This window comes from Halpernia frigidisoli, assembly GCF_900113805.1.
Classification (GTDB): Bacteria; Bacteroidota; Bacteroidia; order Flavobacteriales; family Weeksellaceae; genus Halpernia; species Halpernia frigidisoli.
Genome location: NZ_FOQT01000003.1, coordinates 126,817 through 141,710, shown reverse-complemented (window position 1 = coordinate 141,710; position 14,894 = coordinate 126,817). Strand labels below are relative to the sequence as shown.

Genomic DNA, 14,894 nt, shown 5'->3' with positions numbered 1-14,894 from the left:
TTTAAAACAAATATTTAAAAAAACGCAAACCGTTTAGTAAATTATCTTTTGTTATGAGATAAACCAATTTTAGATTTGGCTTATCATTAGAGTAATAATAATGTTTTTTAAGAAAATGTAAAATTATTTTTTTTTGTTCGGAATTGAAGACAATAAAATACTTTTCAATGATAAAATTATAAAAAGAGTTGTTAGCGCAAGACTTTTCCTCCTGATTATTTTGTAAAGAAGAAATATTGATGCCCGAGTTTCGTACTAAAACCGTACTTTTTTTATTGTTTAAAATTTTTTTATTCTCAGCATATTCGAAAATCATACAATCATCACTATGCCAAGCTAAGGGAAATTTTTGAATTTTATATTTTAAATATTGAATTCTTCTAAATATATTTTCAGAAAGTGATGAAGAGGAAGTTTGATCTAAACGGGATAATAAGAAAGCTTCTCTGCTAATAAAACTATCATCGTACGAGAAATCTTTTATTTTTATATTATTTTCATTAATTACTGTTAATGGAAATTTTATAACATTAAAATCATCTATCTTATTATTTAAACAATTATAAAATTCTTCAACAAAATTATATGCTATCATATCGTCATCACCTAAAATCTGAAACCAATCTTCTGTTACATTTTCTAAAATTCTTTCCCATTGTAAAGCAAGATTTTCACCACCCCAATTAACATTATAGTCAAAATAATTGAAGTCATCAATGGAAAAATATTTTTTAATTAGCGACAAAGGATTAATCGGAGCCGCATCGTTGCCGATGTATAAAGTGAATTTTTTATTAGTTTGAGAAGCAACGGATTTTAAAGTTTCTTCAAAAAATTCTATTTTATAAAAAGGAATTACGATTGCTAATTTATTCTGCATATTATTTAATCCAATATTTGTGTTTTAGCATTTTTTTCTCCACTAAGTGCCATGATAAGTAAGCCAAAATATAGCTCACAGGTAAACTTAGGACCAACAGGTAGTAAGCATTAAGTTTGATAAAACTCATGAAAACCTGTTGAATTAAAAATCCATAAATATATACACCGTAAGAAATATCTCCGATCTTAAGAGTTAATTCATTTATAATTTTTGTGTCTAGTGAGCCAATAAGTAAAACAAAAATTGGAATAAATATAGGAGAAACATAAGTGTAAAAATTAAATAATAAAGAAAAAATGATAAGTCCAAAAATGAATAATCTTATAAAAACGGTATTAATTGTTTTTAAATTTAAGAATGTAAGTAAACTCCCTGCTACGAAATAAGACGCTAACCGATAAATCTGACCACTATTCAAATAAATACCTGAGAAAAATTTGTTTAGAAATGTTGTTTTGCAATTAGAAAAATATAAAGAAATAATGAATGCAAAAAGTAGCAAAATAAATTCAAATTTTTTATTTTTAATAAAAAACAATAAGACCAAAAGTATATACATTGTGAATTCATAACTCAATGACCAGAGACTACCATTGATAGCTCCTTTATAAGGGTTACTTAGAAAAATGCCAGATATATAATAGTCAACCTTATAAAGCGAAAGACAATTTGCAGCATAAAAAATAAAGTTTTTAATATAAACTAAATAGTTCTCGCCAGAATACAGAAAAATTAAAACTATAAAAGTAAAGATCAACAAAACTATGAGCGCAGGATAAAGTCGCAATAATCTTTTCCATATGTAATTTGTAATTGTTTTACTGTTTTTTAGACTGATAAAAATGAAATAACCGCTTAAAGCAAAAAAGCAATTTACTGCTAAGCTTCCAAAATCCACTTGGTTGTTGGTTATAACAGCAAGAATTTCTTTTGTTTTTGTAAGCTGGAAAGAGTGTGAAACAATTACTAAAGATGCGAGAATTAGTCGGATGAAGTCAAAATTATTTTTGCGATTAATCTGATTCGATGCTTTCATTAGCTATAAATAAACAAATTTTTTACCTGTAATATTTTCTCAATAATTTTATAAAACTTTTGGTTCTTATTTTCCAGTAGCCAATGATCTCTGAAATTTTTTGGTTTTATATATTGAAAAAATTTAATCTGTTCTCCTTGTAAATTGTTGTTTTTATAAGATTTAATAATGTATTCTTTTAGGTACTTATTTACAGCATCATTGTGATCTATATGTTTTAATAATAACAGATAGTTCGATTTATACATTTTAGAACTCAATTTTTTATGACTGTTATTTTCATGAAATCTATACTTGACAGAAATATTTTCATCAAAAATAAAATTATAAATTTTTGCGATGCGAAGAAGCATATCATAATCTTCAAAAACCAGATCTTCATCCCAAAAACCAATATCGCTAAAAATCTTCTTTTTATATAAAATGCTCATCGCAGGGATAAAATTTCCTGTTAAAAGATCTTCAAAATAATTCTCGGTTTTTAAGCTTAAAAATCTTTTATGATACGCAATAAATTTATTTTGGTAAATTTGGCTTTTATCATCCATTAAATATGCATCTGTAAAAACAAGTGCTTCATTTTCCTGGCTTTTCTCTAAAATTTTTACGTGACGCTCAATTTTATCAGGTAGTAAAATATCATCTAACGCTAATAGTTGAATGTATTTTCCTGTGGCAAAACTTTGAGCATTGTTAAGAGATTTGCAGATGCCAATATTTTGAACATTTTTTATAAATCTGATATTTAAATCTTGATTTTTTAAAATCCAACCGTCAATAATTTCGACAGAGTTATCTTTGGAAGCATCGTCATAAATTATGATTTCCAGGTTTTTATAAGTTTGGTTTTTCACACTTTCCAAACTTTCAACTACAAAACTGCTTTGGTTATAACATGCGCAAATTATGCTTACCCACGGATTTTCTTCCATATTTTATTAATTCTTTATTGAAACAAATCACTAGCTTTTAAGATAGCTAAGCAAATATTTTTGTAATTTTCGAGAATGTTACCAATTAGCGTTTTTTCTAAAAGAATTATGTTTTTGTCAAGATGATTTTGATCAAATTTCCGCAAACAGTCCAATTTTTATTTTTCAAATTCATGTAACAAATTCTCTAAGTTTTTTATGTCTATTATAAACTCGCTTTTATCATGATCGTTTTCACCATTTTCATAATATAAATAATCAACCTTCACATTTAACATTTGCCCGATCTCCTCAAAAAATCTATAATTTTTAAAATTCTCAGGTATAAATATTATCGAGTATGAACTAGGCTCGCAAAATAAAAGGTTCGTCCATGACGCCCCAGTTGTACCCACAATTATTTTTGCATTTTTAAGGCAATTAATTTGCTCGGTGAAAGATAATGATCGCAAATCTGCACTCACAAAACCTTTTTGCTGTAAAAATGTAAAGATTTCTTTATCATTCTTTGCTATCCGGTGCGTATTTTTTCTTTCTAAAAATAATTTTTTGCAACAAGTTTCTGTGCCAGTTATCTTACTTTTAAAAATATTACTGATATTATTTAAACTTTCCTTTCTAAAATAGTATTTGTAAGAATCGGAAAATGTAATATTTTCCGAATTAAACATTAATTTATTGACCTCATTTATAAAAAAAAGCTTTTTAACATTGTATACTTTTCTAGGATGTAAGTAGACTATTTTTATGTTTAGATTTTCGGTTATTAAGTTTAACGAATCAGCCATACTTTTAATAGTTTGACAGGATTGATTAACTAAAATTACCTTTGTATGGGATGTATCGAAATATATTATCTTAGGTAAAATCTCGATCATCCAATGGTACCAATTATAACTTCCATTGCCTGCAAGAAAAAAACCTTCTTCAATGGTTTCAACTTCATTTAGAAAATAAACTGCTGTTTTCTTCGAATGATATAATATGAAACCTTCATTATATCTTTCTTTGTCATTGAAAACTTCATAATGTAAAATGTTTTTACTAATTACTGCCGAAGAGTATGAATTTACGAGCGCATTTTCGAAGAAATATAAATTTAGATCAGGAACTTTTATCATTTGATTATTTTGTGTTCTACTTTCGTAAAAATAACCATCTATAATTTTTTCTAAAATTTTTGTTTTTTCTAAACTTTTTATTTTTATTCTATAATATTTTCTCTGATGTACTTTACTGAGAATTTTTAACTGAATAAAACTTAAAAATTGATTATCAATGAACTCATGTGAATACAGCAAATTTTTGAGAAAAATTTTGACTTTTTTTATCATAACTTTTAAGTTATTATATAATCAAAATTTGGTCTTATTAAGCCAGGCAAAACCGCTACATTTGTTCCCAATTTTACGTTTTCTACCTCAAATGCGATTAAATTTTCATTGATGTATAAAACTTCTCTCTGGTTTTTGCCAAAAATAATTTTAAAATAATAGTTTCCTGCATTTAAAAACTGTGCAGGAATATCAAAGTCAATTTCATACATTTTTCTTTCTGAATCTTCATTTTTAGTGATAAATGCTCCGGTGTGAAAAATGACCACTTCTTCAAAAGTCCGTAATTCAAAGGTGGCATCTAAAGTAATATTTGGTAAAAAACTAAAAAATTTAAGTTTTACGCTAACCCCAGAATCGATATCAATCATTTTTCCTTTTGTAGGCAAGGCAGAAAATTCTGTAATTCTGATATTTTCATTTCCAATCGCATTATCGACTGGGCCGTTATGCACGTAACTCGATTTTTTTAAACTGTTTCTTTGGTATTCTATGACAGATTCTTCAACGCCGCCGGTAAAAGTCAATCTTCCCTGATCCAGTAAAATTCCCCTGGAGCAAAGTTCTTTCACAGCCGTTAAATTGTGACTCACGAATAAAACTGTTCTACCTTCACCTTTGGAAACAGAATTCATTTTTCCCAGACATTTTTTTTGAAATTCTGCATCTCCCACGGCAAGAACCTCATCTACAATTAAGATCTCGGATTCTAAGTGCGCGGCAACAGCAAAAGCCAAACGCACATACATTCCCGAAGAATAGCGTTTTACGGGCGTGTCAATATATCTTTCAACGCCGGAAAAATCTACGATTTCGTCAAATTTTCTTTTGATTTCTTTACGGTTCATGCCGAGAATGGCTCCGTTTAAATAAATATTTTCGCGACCCGTCATTTCCGGATGAAAACCTGTTCCTACTTCAAGTAGAGAAGCAATTCTGCCTTTAGTAAAAATTTTTCCAGTCGTTGGTTTTGTAACTTTACTTAACAATTTTAAAAGTGTTGATTTTCCTGCGCCGTTTCTACCAATAATACCAACTGCATCGCCTTGTTCTATTTCAAAATTAATATCCTGCAAAGACCAGACATATTCGCTTTCGCCTTTTACGGCGCGGTCATTTGCTTCTCCAATTTTCAGATAGGGATTTTCTTTTCCACGGATCTGGTGCCAAAAACGATTGAGATCGTGGCTCATCGTTCCTGTTCCAACCTGGCCGAGACGGTATTGTTTTGATATATTTTCTGACTTTAATGCGAGCATTGCGTGTTGTTTGTTTTAAAAAATATTATTTTACCTAAAGCCTAAACCGTATCCATAAAGCTTTTTTCCACTTTGTTAAAAACCAGAGTTCCTATTGCTAAAAGTATAAAAATGATGATCGTACTGGATATCAACATTTCTGGCCGAAAGCCATCTGTACCCAACCAGGCGTGTTTAAAACACTCAAAAATACCGGTCAAAGGATTATAATCTGCATAAGGCTGGATATTTTTTGGCAACGCTGAAACCGGATAAACAACCGGCGTGGCATACATGAATAAACTGACACCAAAACTTAACAGCATCTGAAGATCACGGTATTTCGTGGTCAAAGCAGAAAATATCATTCCTGCGCCCAAAGCAAACGCGGCCATCAAAATAATAAGGAAAGGCGTTGCTAAGATCCACCAGTTTGGCGATACCTCACCTTTAGAAAAATAATAAAAAAATCCAGCCAGAAAAAGCATAAACTGCACTCCAAATCGCATTAAATTAGACGCTACGATAGATAACGGCATTACTAATCTAGGAAAATATACTTTTCCAAAAATAGCAGCATTGCCCGTAAAAACATTGGAAGTACTTGTGAGACAAGCGGAAAAATAATTCCATAATGTTACTCCCGCGAGGTAAAATAAAATTTTTGGAGCGCCGTCAGTAGAGATATTCGCAATTTTGCCAAATACCAAAAGATACATTACCGTTGTAAAAACCGGATTTATAAAAAACCATATCGGCCCAAGAATGGTCTGTTTAAAACTGGATACAAAATCCCGCTTTACAAACATATAAACCAGATCTTTATAATCCCAGACTTCCTTTAAATTCAGTTTAAATAAAGAATGGCTGGATTCTATTGTTTCCGTCCATTCCTGTTTATTTTCGGTCATTTTTTCTTTTTGTGAGGTTGCAAAAATAAGATTTAAAATTTAATAATATTTTAACAATTACTTTAAACGATTATTATTGAAAAGCTGATTTTTAATATTGATATTTTACTTTAAACCAACTTTTTTAGATAATCTCCATAACCGCTTTTTCCGTATTTTTCGGCAGATTTCAAAAGTTGTTCTTTATTGATAAACCCTTTCACATAAGCGATCTCCTCAATACACGAGATTTTAAAACCTTGTCTTTTTTCTAATACTTTGACGAATTCTGAAGCGTCGTGTAAAGAATCAAAAGTTCCTGTATCAAGCCAGGCAGTTCCGCGGGACATTAACCCCACTTCAAGCTGTCCTTTTTCAAGGTAAATTCTATTTACATCTGTGATTTCCAGTTCTCCACGGGGAGATGGTTTTAAATTTTTAGCGATTTCTACCACAGAATTATCATAAAAATACAAGCCTGGAACAGCAAAGTTAGATTTTGGTTGATCCGGTTTTTCTTCAATAGAAATGGCTTTCAAATTTTCATCAAATTCTACCACACCATATCGTTCCGGATCAGAAACCTGATAAGCGAAAACGCAACCACCTTTCACATTCGTTTTACTGGATAAAAGCTGAGGTAATCCGGCTCCATAAAAAATATTATCACCTAAAACCAAGGCCACAGAATCACCACCAATAAATTCTTCTCCCAAAACAAAAGCCTGCGCTAAACCGTCCGGTGAAGGCTGAACTTTATAAGAAATTTCACACCCAATGGAAGAACCATCGCCTAATAATTTTTCAAATCCACCAATATCGTGTGGAGTTGAAATAATTAAGATCTCCTTAATTCCTGCCAAAAGCAAGGTTGACAAAGGATAATAAATCATTGGTTTGTCGTAAACCGGCATCAATTGTTTGCTCACGGCAATCGTCAATGGATAAAGTCTTGTTCCGGATCCGCCGGCTAATATTATTCCTTTCATGTTTTTCTATTATAATGTTAGATTGTTAAATAGTTAGAAATAACCGCTTCTTGATTAAGAATACTGTTCTTTATAATAGTCCTGATATTTCCCACTTGTCACATCATTCAACCAATCCTGATTTTCTAAAAACCAGTCAATTGTTTTTCCTAAACCCTGCTCAAAAGTGACGGAAGGTTTCCATCCTAACTCTTTATTAAGTTTATTTGCATCGATCGCATAACGCAAATCGTGTCCCGGTCGGTCTTTCACATAAGTGATCAATTTTTCTGAATGTCCTGCAGGTTTCCCCAACTTTTCATCCATTTGTTTAATTAATTCTTTAACTAAATCAATATTTTTCCATTCATTAAAACCACCAATATTGTAAGTTTCGCCAGTTTTTGCTTCATTAAAGATTTGATGGATTGCTTTTGCATGATCAATAACATACAGCCAATCACGCGTGTATTTTCCATCACCGTATATTGGCAAAGGTTTCTCGTTAATGATATTTAAAATACAAAGCGGAATTAATTTCTCCGGAAAATGGTTTGGACCATAATTATTGGAACAGTTTGAAATAATAAACGGCATTCCGTAAGTATTTCCATAAGCGCGAACCAAATGATCAGACGCCGCTTTACTCGCAGAATATGGCGATTTTGGATCGTAAGAAGTTTCTTCCGTGAAAAAACCTGTTTCGCCCAAACTTCCATAAACCTCATCCGTTGAAACATGATAAAAAAGAAAATCTCTTTCACTTCCGGGAAAGTTTCCGTGTTGATGATCTGGGTTTAAAGTCCAGAATTCTCTTGCAAGATTCAAAAGATTTGCCGTTCCGTTTACATTTGTGTTAATAAAAGCATTTGGGTCCGTAATACTTCTGTCAACATGACTTTCCGCCGCTAAATGCACGATTGCGTCTGGTTTATATTTTTCAAAAATCGGACGTAATTCTTCCGGTTTTGTAATGTCAGCCTTCTCGAAAACGTAGTTTGGTTCGTTTTCAATATCTGTTAAATTTTCAAGATTTCCAGCGTAAGTTAAAGCATCAAGATTGATAATTTTTGAATACGGATTATTTTTTACAAATTCTCTTACAACGTGCGATCCGATAAATCCTGCGCCGCCGGTTATTATTGTGTTTTTCATATTTTTATTTTTATTTGGGCGGCTGTTTCCGTCTTCCACTCCCGCTTTTTTTCTTCCGCTGCGCTTCAGAAAAAAGAGCTCCGTTCAAGCCGGGCCGCATTATAATTTGTATTTTTAAAGTTTTTATATTAATTATTCCCCAACCGTTCTTCTTCCGATAGATTTATAAAAAAATCCATTTTGTTCCGGTAATTCCAAAGGAAACATATTTCTGCCGTCAAAAATCGCTTTATTTTTTAACTTTTCTGCCATTAATTTAAAATTAGGATTTTTAAATTCGCTCCATTCTGTGGCGATCAAAAGACAATCTGCATTTTCCAACGCAGAATACATATCTGAAGCGTAAGAAATTTTATCACCTAAAATTTTCTTTACATTTTCTTCGGCGATCGCATCATAAGCGGTAATTTCTGCACCTTTTTCGAGTAATAATTTAATATTATCTAAAGAAGAAGCTTCTCTGATATCATCTGTATTTGCTTTAAAGGCCAAACCCCAAAGTGCAATTTTTTTACCTCTAAGATTTCCACCAAAATAATTTTCAATTTCTGAGACTAGTATTACTTTTTGAGAAATATTGACGTTTTCAGTCGCTTCTAAAATCTGAAAATCAAAATTCTCCTGTTTTCCGGATTTTATTAAGGCTTTCACATCTTTCGGGAAACAACTTCCGCCGTAGCCAATTCCCGGGAATAAAAATCGATTTCCGATCCTGTCATCGCTTCCCATTCCTAATCGAACTTTATCAACATCAGCGCCTACTTTTTCACAATAATTTGCGATCTCGTTCATGAACGTAATTTTCACGGCGAGAAAAGAATTGGACGCGTATTTTGTTAATTCTGAAGATTTTTCATCCATAAATATAATAGGAATACCAATATTTGTGAAAGGCTGATAAACTTTAGACATAAAACCTTTCGCTTTCTCCGAACTTGAGCCAACTACAACTCTCGAGGGATTCATGGAATCTTCTACGGCGAAACCTTCACGCAAAAATTCCGGATTAGAAACCACATCAAATTCCACAGACGTTTTGGCAGCAATTGTTGCACGAACTTTATCTGCAGTCCCCACAGGAACCGTAGATTTATTGACGATCACTTTATAAGAAGTCATCATTTCACCAATATCATTGGCCACTTTTAAAACATAAGAAAGATCCGCAGAACCATCTTCACCTGGTGGCGTTGGAAGCGCGAGATAAATAACATCGCTCTTTTCCAAAGATTCTTTGAGATTTGTGGTAAAGAATAAACGTTGCGCCTGAATATTTCTTAAAAACATTTCCTCTAAATTGGGCTCATAAATTGGAACTTTACCCAATTTCATGGCTTCGACTTTTTTCTCATCAATATCAACACAGTAGACGGAATTTCCCAATTCTGCTAATGTAGTGCCGGTTACCAAACCTACATATCCTGTCCCAACGATCGTTATATTCAAAGTTTTATGTTTTAATTTTTGCAAAAATACGAAATCTGTTTTATTATCTTGTTTTTAAGTAGTTTAATGTATTTGCATAACATTATTTTTTATTTTATCTTTGCAAAAGATTTACGGGATAAAATGGGAAGGCTTCGGAAGAAAGCCTTTTTTCGTAGATGAATTTTCAGCATTATTGAGATGAGTTTTAAAGAAAAAGTTGCCGGTTTAATAAATGATTTCTTAGCGGAAAGAGAAGATCTTTTCCTGATAGAAACGAAAATAACATCCGCACAAGATATTACAGTAATTTTAGATGGAGACAACGGCGTCACTCTTCAGGATTGTCTTGATGCGAGCCGCGCGATAGAATTTAATCTTGAAGAGGATGAAGATTTCAGTCTTCAGGTGATGTCCGCAGGTTTAAGCGAACCTTTAGAGACGCCGAGACAATTTAGAAAAAATATAGAAAGAGAGATTGAAGTTTGGTTGAATAATGATGAAGAAATAGCAGGAGAACTTATGGATGTAAGTGACACCGATATTACTTTAAAACTGGAATACAGAAGACCAAAACTGATCGGCAAGGGGAAAGAAGATGTAGTTGAAGAAAGAAAAATTTCTTACACTGACATTAAAAAAGCCCTTGTTGTAGTAAAATTTTAAAAAAATTATAAAGAAAAAGAGATGGATAATTTAGCGTTGATTGAATCATTTGGCGATTTTAAAGACGAGAAAGGAATCAGCAAGATAGATTTAATGGCTATTATCGAAGATTCCCTGAAGACTTTACTTAGAAAAAGATATGATTCTGATGATCATTTTGATGTGATCGTGAATCCGGATAAAGGCGATTTTCAGATTTTTCTTAATAAAATGATCGTGGAAGACGAAATGTCTGAAGACGATGATTTAGAAATAGAACTTTCTGAGGCAAAAAAAATTGACGAAAGTTTTGAAGTTGGAGAAGAATATACACAAGAGATTTTAGTGTCACAATTAGGAAGAAGAAGTGTTTTAACTTTAAAACAAATTCTTTCAACTAAACTTCAGGAATATAACAATGCGGCATTATATGACGAATTTCACGATAAGATTGGTGAGATTGTTGTAGGAGAAGTACATCATATCAGAAATAAGCACGTAATTTTGCTTGATGATGAGGGCAATGAATTTATTTTACCGAAAGAAAATCAGATTCCTTCCGATTATTTTAAAAAAGGAGAAAGCATACGGTCTATAGTTGAAAGCGTTGATTTTCATGGTTCAAAACCACAGATCATACTATCCAGAACCTCGCCAGTATTTTTGGAAAAATTATTGGAACTGGAAATTCCGGAAATTCAGGACGGAACAATTATTTTGAAAAAAGTAGTTAGAATTCCTGGAGAAAAAGCGAAAATTGCGGTTGATGCTTATGATGACAGAATTGATCCTGTTGGTGCTTGTGTTGGCGTGAAAGGTTCAAGAATTCATGGAGTTGTTCGTGAGTTGAAAAATGAAAATATTGATGTTATTCAATGGTCTAAAAATCCTGAAATAATGGTGAAAAGAGCTTTGGGTAATGTGACTGTTAATAAAATAGAGATCAACGAGGAAACTAAATACGCGCTTGTTTACACGCCAGTTGAAGAAATTTCCAGAGTGATTGGTAAACAGGGACAAAATATTCGTTTGGCAACATGGTTAAGCGGTTATGAAATTGATGTTTACAGAGAGAAGAGAGAAGATGATGATGTAAATATCGATGAATTTAGAGATGAGATCGAAGACTGGGTGATTGATGAGTTTAAAAAAGTGGGTTTACTTACAGCAAGAAGTATTGTTGATAAAGACACAGATGTACTCGCGAAACTAGTCGATCTGGAGGATGAGACCATCGATGATGTAAAACAAATATTAAAGGCGGAATTAGATATTTAAATTTTCACTTTTATAATAATAATTTAAATTAAAAAAAAACAGTTTTGTGCACTCGAGGCACGCTGAAGCAAACAAATTTATATGCCAAAAATAAGATTAAATAAAGCAGTAAAGGAACTTAACATTTCTATACCTCGTGCGGTAGATTTTCTACAAAGCCTGGGTATGGAAGTTGAGAACAATCCAAATACTGTGTTAGAAGAAAAGGCATTTTCTGCATTAGAGGCGGAGTTCCGTAAAGACGGAGAACAGAAAAAGGCTTCTCATGAAGTGGTGATCGCAAAAGTTCCGGAAGAAAAACTTCAGCTTGAAGTGCAAAGAGCACCAGAAGTGATCCGCGCTAAGGCTGAGCCGCAAAACGAAACAAAAATTTTAGGTAAAATAGATCTAAATCCGGTAAAACCAGTGGTGGAAGAGCTGAAGGTGCAAGCGGAAGTTCCTGTACAAAAAGAGGTGGTCGCGGAAAAACCTGTGGTTGAATCTATTAAACAGCCTGAAAAACAGGAGTTCAAAGTTTTAGATAAAATTGATCTTTCTCAAATTGAAGGAACAAAACCAAGAAATACTAAAAAAGAGGCACCAAAAGCTGAAATACCAAAAGCAGAACAAAAACCTGTAGAAGTAGAGCCTGTAAAAGCTGAAGCAACTGAGCCCGCAGCAACTGTTGAAATTACAACTACAGCTGAAGAACCGGAATCTCAAGTGATTGAAACGGTTTATAAAAAACTTGAAGGTGTTAAAATTTTAAAGCAAACTGTTGATTTATCACAGTTCAACAAACCGAAGCCTGCTGCAGGTGCAAATAAAAAGAAAAGAAAACGAATAGAAGTTCCTGGCAAACCAGGTACTGCAAATACTGGCACAACTGGAACAGCAAATACGGGAGGGGCAAACCGCCCACCGCAGCAAAATCGCCCGGGTGGTCCAGGTAATAACAATAATAATAATAATCGTCCCGGAGGCGGCGGTGGTCAACAACGACCTGGAACCAGCAGACGTGGAACAGGACCTTCAATGCCAGTAGAATTAACGGAAGAGCAGGTTAAAAATCAAATTAGAGAAACTTTAGAAAAATTAACCAACAAAAAAGGTAAATCTAAAGGTTCTAAATATCGAAAAGAAAAAAGAGTTTATAGAAGAGAGCAGGATGATCTTCAGAATGAAGCTGATGCAAGAGATACCACTTTAAAAGTAACAGAATTTATTTCTGTAGGAGAACTTGCAAGTTTGATGGAAGTGAGCCCGATGGAAGTAATCTCAGCATGTTTCTCTTTAGGCGTAATGGTAACAATGAACCAACGTTTGGAAGCAGACACTTTGCTATTAGTGGCTGATGAATTTGGCTTTAAAATAGAATTTTCTGATGCAGATCTTGAGGAATCTATAACAGAAGTTGAAGCGGATGCTCCAGAAGATTTATTGAGTCGTGCACCTATTGTTACCGTAATGGGTCACGTAGATCATGGTAAAACTTCGCTTTTAGATTATATTAGAAAAACAAATGTGATCGCCGGTGAATCTGGTGGAATTACACAGCATATTGGTGCGTACAATGTGGAACTTGAAGATGGTCAAAGAATTACTTTCTTAGATACACCAGGTCACGAAGCATTTACTGCTATGAGAGCGCGTGGTGCGCAGGTGACGGATATTGCAATTATTGTTATTGCAGCTGATGACGATGTGATGCCGCAAACTAAAGAAGCTATTGCTCACGCTCAGGCGGCAGGCGTTCCAATGATCATTGCTTTAAATAAAATGGACAGACCGGGAGCAAATCCTGATAAAGTTCGTGAGCAGCTTTCTGCAATGAATGTTTTGGTTGAAGAATGGGGTGGAAATGTTCAGTCTCAGGAAGTTTCTGCGAAAATCGGAACCAATATGGACGCTCTTTTGGAGAAAGTTTTATTACAAGCTGAATTATTAGAATTAACAGCAAATCCGGATAAATTAGGTCAGGGTGTTGTTATTGAAGCTTCGCTGGATAAAGGTCGTGGTTATATTTCAACAGTTCTCGTACAATCCGGAACTTTGAAAATTGGCGATTATGTCTTAGCAGGAACAAATCATGGTAAGATAAAAGCCATGCTGGATGAACGTGGAAATCCTTTGGAAACTGCAGGTCCAGCGATCCCGGTAACTATTTTAGGTCTGGACGGCGCGCCGACAGCGGGTGATAAATTCCGAGTTTTCACTGATGAAAAAGAAGCGAAAACAATTGCTAATAAACGTGATCAGTTACAAAGAGAGCAGTCTATAAGAACTAAAAAACATTTAACTTTAGATGAAATTGGTCGTAGAATTGCGCTTGGTGAATTTAAAGAACTTAATATTATCCTAAAAGGTGATGTTGATGGATCTGTAGAAGCACTTTCCGATATGTTAGTTAGATTATCTACTGAAGAAATTCAGGTTAATATTTTACATAAAGGTGTTGGTCAGATTACTGAAAGTGATATTCTTTTGGCAGCAGCTTCAGATGCTATCGTAATAGGATTTAATGTAAGAGCTGGTGCTAATGCAAAAGAATTAGCAGATAAAGAAGAGATTGAGATCAGAACATATTCTGTAATCTACGATGCTATTGATGAGGTAAAAGAAGCCATGGAAGGTATGCTTTCACCAGAAATTAAAGAACAGGTAATTGGTAACGTAGAAATTAGAGAAACGTTCAAAATCACGAAAGTAGGTACAATCGCAGGTTGTATGGTTTTAACGGGAAAAGTGACCAGAAATTCAAATATCAGATTATTGAGAGATGGTATTGTTAAATTTGATGGTAAACTTGAAAGTTTAAAACGTTTCAAAGACGACGTGAAAGAAGTAACAAAAGGTTATGAATGTGGACTTAATATTAAAGGTTTTAATGATATTGAAGCCGGTGACATTTTGGAAGTTTATGAAGAAATTTCTGTAAAGAAAACCTTAAAATAATATAATTTATAATATTTTGATAAATAAATGATCCCGCACAAAGTGTGGGATTATTTATTTATATATGTTTTACATAGGAACTTTTCATTTTATTGGTGTTCAAATAATATTGATAAAAATCAAGTTCTTTAAGTTAACCGATTGAAATTGTTAGCTAAATATATTGCATTAAACAC

12 protein-coding genes are annotated in these 14,894 nt (G+C 33.0%); 3 read left to right on the top strand and 9 right to left on the bottom strand.

Annotated elements, in window-relative coordinates; translation table 11 throughout:
- Position 1: 1 nt before the first annotated feature.
- The 9 genes from BM238_RS08900 to BM238_RS08860 form a co-directional block, all read right to left on the bottom strand.
- Positions 2 to 880 (bottom strand): glycosyltransferase family A protein, encoded by an 879-nt coding sequence (locus BM238_RS08900; RefSeq protein ID WP_090079996.1) that lies wholly within the window; start codon positions 878 to 880, stop codon positions 2 to 4.
- Between the two features lies 1 nt (position 881).
- A complete protein-coding gene (locus BM238_RS08895) occupies positions 882 to 1,919 on the bottom strand; it encodes an acyltransferase family protein (RefSeq protein WP_090079995.1) in 1,038 nt (345 codons plus the stop codon).
- Complete coding sequence (locus tag BM238_RS08890) at positions 1,919 to 2,851, bottom strand: glycosyltransferase family 2 protein (RefSeq protein WP_090079992.1); 933 nt, start codon at positions 2,849 to 2,851, stop codon at positions 1,919 to 1,921. Before BM238_RS08890 ends, BM238_RS08895 begins: the two co-directional genes overlap by 1 nt.
- 158 nt (positions 2,852 to 3,009) lie before the next feature.
- Entirely contained in the window at positions 3,010 to 4,185 is a 1,176-nt protein-coding gene (locus tag BM238_RS08885; protein ID WP_090079990.1) for a glycosyltransferase family 61 protein, read from the bottom strand.
- A gap of 5 nt (positions 4,186 to 4,190) precedes the next feature.
- A complete protein-coding gene (locus BM238_RS08880; protein ID WP_090079988.1) occupies positions 4,191 to 5,444 on the bottom strand; it encodes an ABC transporter ATP-binding protein in 1,254 nt (417 codons plus the stop codon).
- 41 nt (positions 5,445 to 5,485) lie between these two features.
- On the bottom strand, positions 5,486 to 6,334 hold the full coding sequence (locus BM238_RS08875) for an ABC transporter permease (RefSeq protein WP_090079987.1): 849 nt from the start codon (positions 6,332 to 6,334) through the stop codon (positions 5,486 to 5,488).
- A gap of 110 nt (positions 6,335 to 6,444) precedes the next feature.
- Entirely contained in the window at positions 6,445 to 7,302 is an 858-nt protein-coding gene (rfbA, locus tag BM238_RS08870) for a glucose-1-phosphate thymidylyltransferase RfbA (protein WP_090079985.1), read from the bottom strand.
- A 54-nt stretch (positions 7,303 to 7,356) separates the two neighbouring features.
- The gene (gene rfbB, locus BM238_RS08865) at positions 7,357 to 8,436 is read right to left on the bottom strand and encodes a dTDP-glucose 4,6-dehydratase (RefSeq protein ID WP_090080472.1); all 1,080 of its coding nucleotides are present in this window, start codon (positions 8,434 to 8,436) and stop codon (positions 7,357 to 7,359) included.
- 132 nt (positions 8,437 to 8,568) lie between these two features.
- The gene (locus tag BM238_RS08860; RefSeq protein WP_090079983.1) at positions 8,569 to 9,882 is read right to left on the bottom strand and encodes a UDP-glucose dehydrogenase family protein; all 1,314 of its coding nucleotides are present in this window, start codon (positions 9,880 to 9,882) and stop codon (positions 8,569 to 8,571) included.
- A 180-nt stretch (positions 9,883 to 10,062) separates the two neighbouring features.
- Between BM238_RS08860 and rimP the strand changes: the two genes are divergently transcribed.
- The 3 genes from rimP (at position 10,063) to infB (ending at position 14,718) form a co-directional block, all read left to right on the top strand.
- Positions 10,063 to 10,527, top strand: a complete 465-nt coding sequence (rimP, locus tag BM238_RS08855) for a ribosome assembly cofactor RimP (protein ID WP_090079981.1) — start codon at positions 10,063 to 10,065, stop codon at positions 10,525 to 10,527.
- A gap of 21 nt (positions 10,528 to 10,548) precedes the next feature.
- Positions 10,549 to 11,784: a transcription termination factor NusA gene (gene nusA, locus BM238_RS08850; RefSeq protein ID WP_090079979.1), complete on the top strand. Its 1,236-nt coding sequence runs from the start codon at positions 10,549 to 10,551 to the stop codon at positions 11,782 to 11,784.
- Positions 11,785 to 11,865: 81 nt separating this feature from the next.
- Positions 11,866 to 14,718, top strand: coding sequence for a translation initiation factor IF-2 (gene infB, locus BM238_RS08845; RefSeq protein WP_090079978.1), 2,853 nt, complete (start codon positions 11,866 to 11,868; stop codon positions 14,716 to 14,718).
- Positions 14,719 to 14,894: the final 176 nt, after the last annotated feature.

Coding starts and splice junctions, on each gene's coding strand:
- rfbA (WP_090079985.1), bottom strand. CDS start 7,302: ATGAAAGGAATAATATTAGCCGGCGGATCCGGAACAAGACTTTATCCA.
- rfbB (WP_090080472.1), bottom strand. CDS start 8,436: ATGAAAAACACAATAATAACCGGCGGCGCAGGATTTATCGGATCGCAC.
- rimP (WP_090079981.1), top strand. CDS start 10,063: ATGAGTTTTAAAGAAAAAGTTGCCGGTTTAATAAATGATTTCTTAGCG.
- BM238_RS08880 (WP_090079988.1), bottom strand. CDS start 5,444: ATGCTCGCATTAAAGTCAGAAAATATATCAAAACAATACCGTCTCGGC.
- BM238_RS08875 (WP_090079987.1), bottom strand. CDS start 6,334: ATGACCGAAAATAAACAGGAATGGACGGAAACAATAGAATCCAGCCAT.
- nusA (WP_090079979.1), top strand. CDS start 10,549: ATGGATAATTTAGCGTTGATTGAATCATTTGGCGATTTTAAAGACGAG.
- infB (WP_090079978.1), top strand. CDS start 11,866: ATGCCAAAAATAAGATTAAATAAAGCAGTAAAGGAACTTAACATTTCT.
- BM238_RS08895 (WP_090079995.1), bottom strand. CDS start 1,919: ATGAAAGCATCGAATCAGATTAATCGCAAAAATAATTTTGACTTCATC.
- BM238_RS08890 (WP_090079992.1), bottom strand. CDS start 2,851: ATGGAAGAAAATCCGTGGGTAAGCATAATTTGCGCATGTTATAACCAA.
- BM238_RS08885 (WP_090079990.1), bottom strand. CDS start 4,185: ATGATAAAAAAAGTCAAAATTTTTCTCAAAAATTTGCTGTATTCACAT.
- BM238_RS08900 (WP_090079996.1), bottom strand. CDS start 880: ATGCAGAATAAATTAGCAATCGTAATTCCTTTTTATAAAATAGAATTT.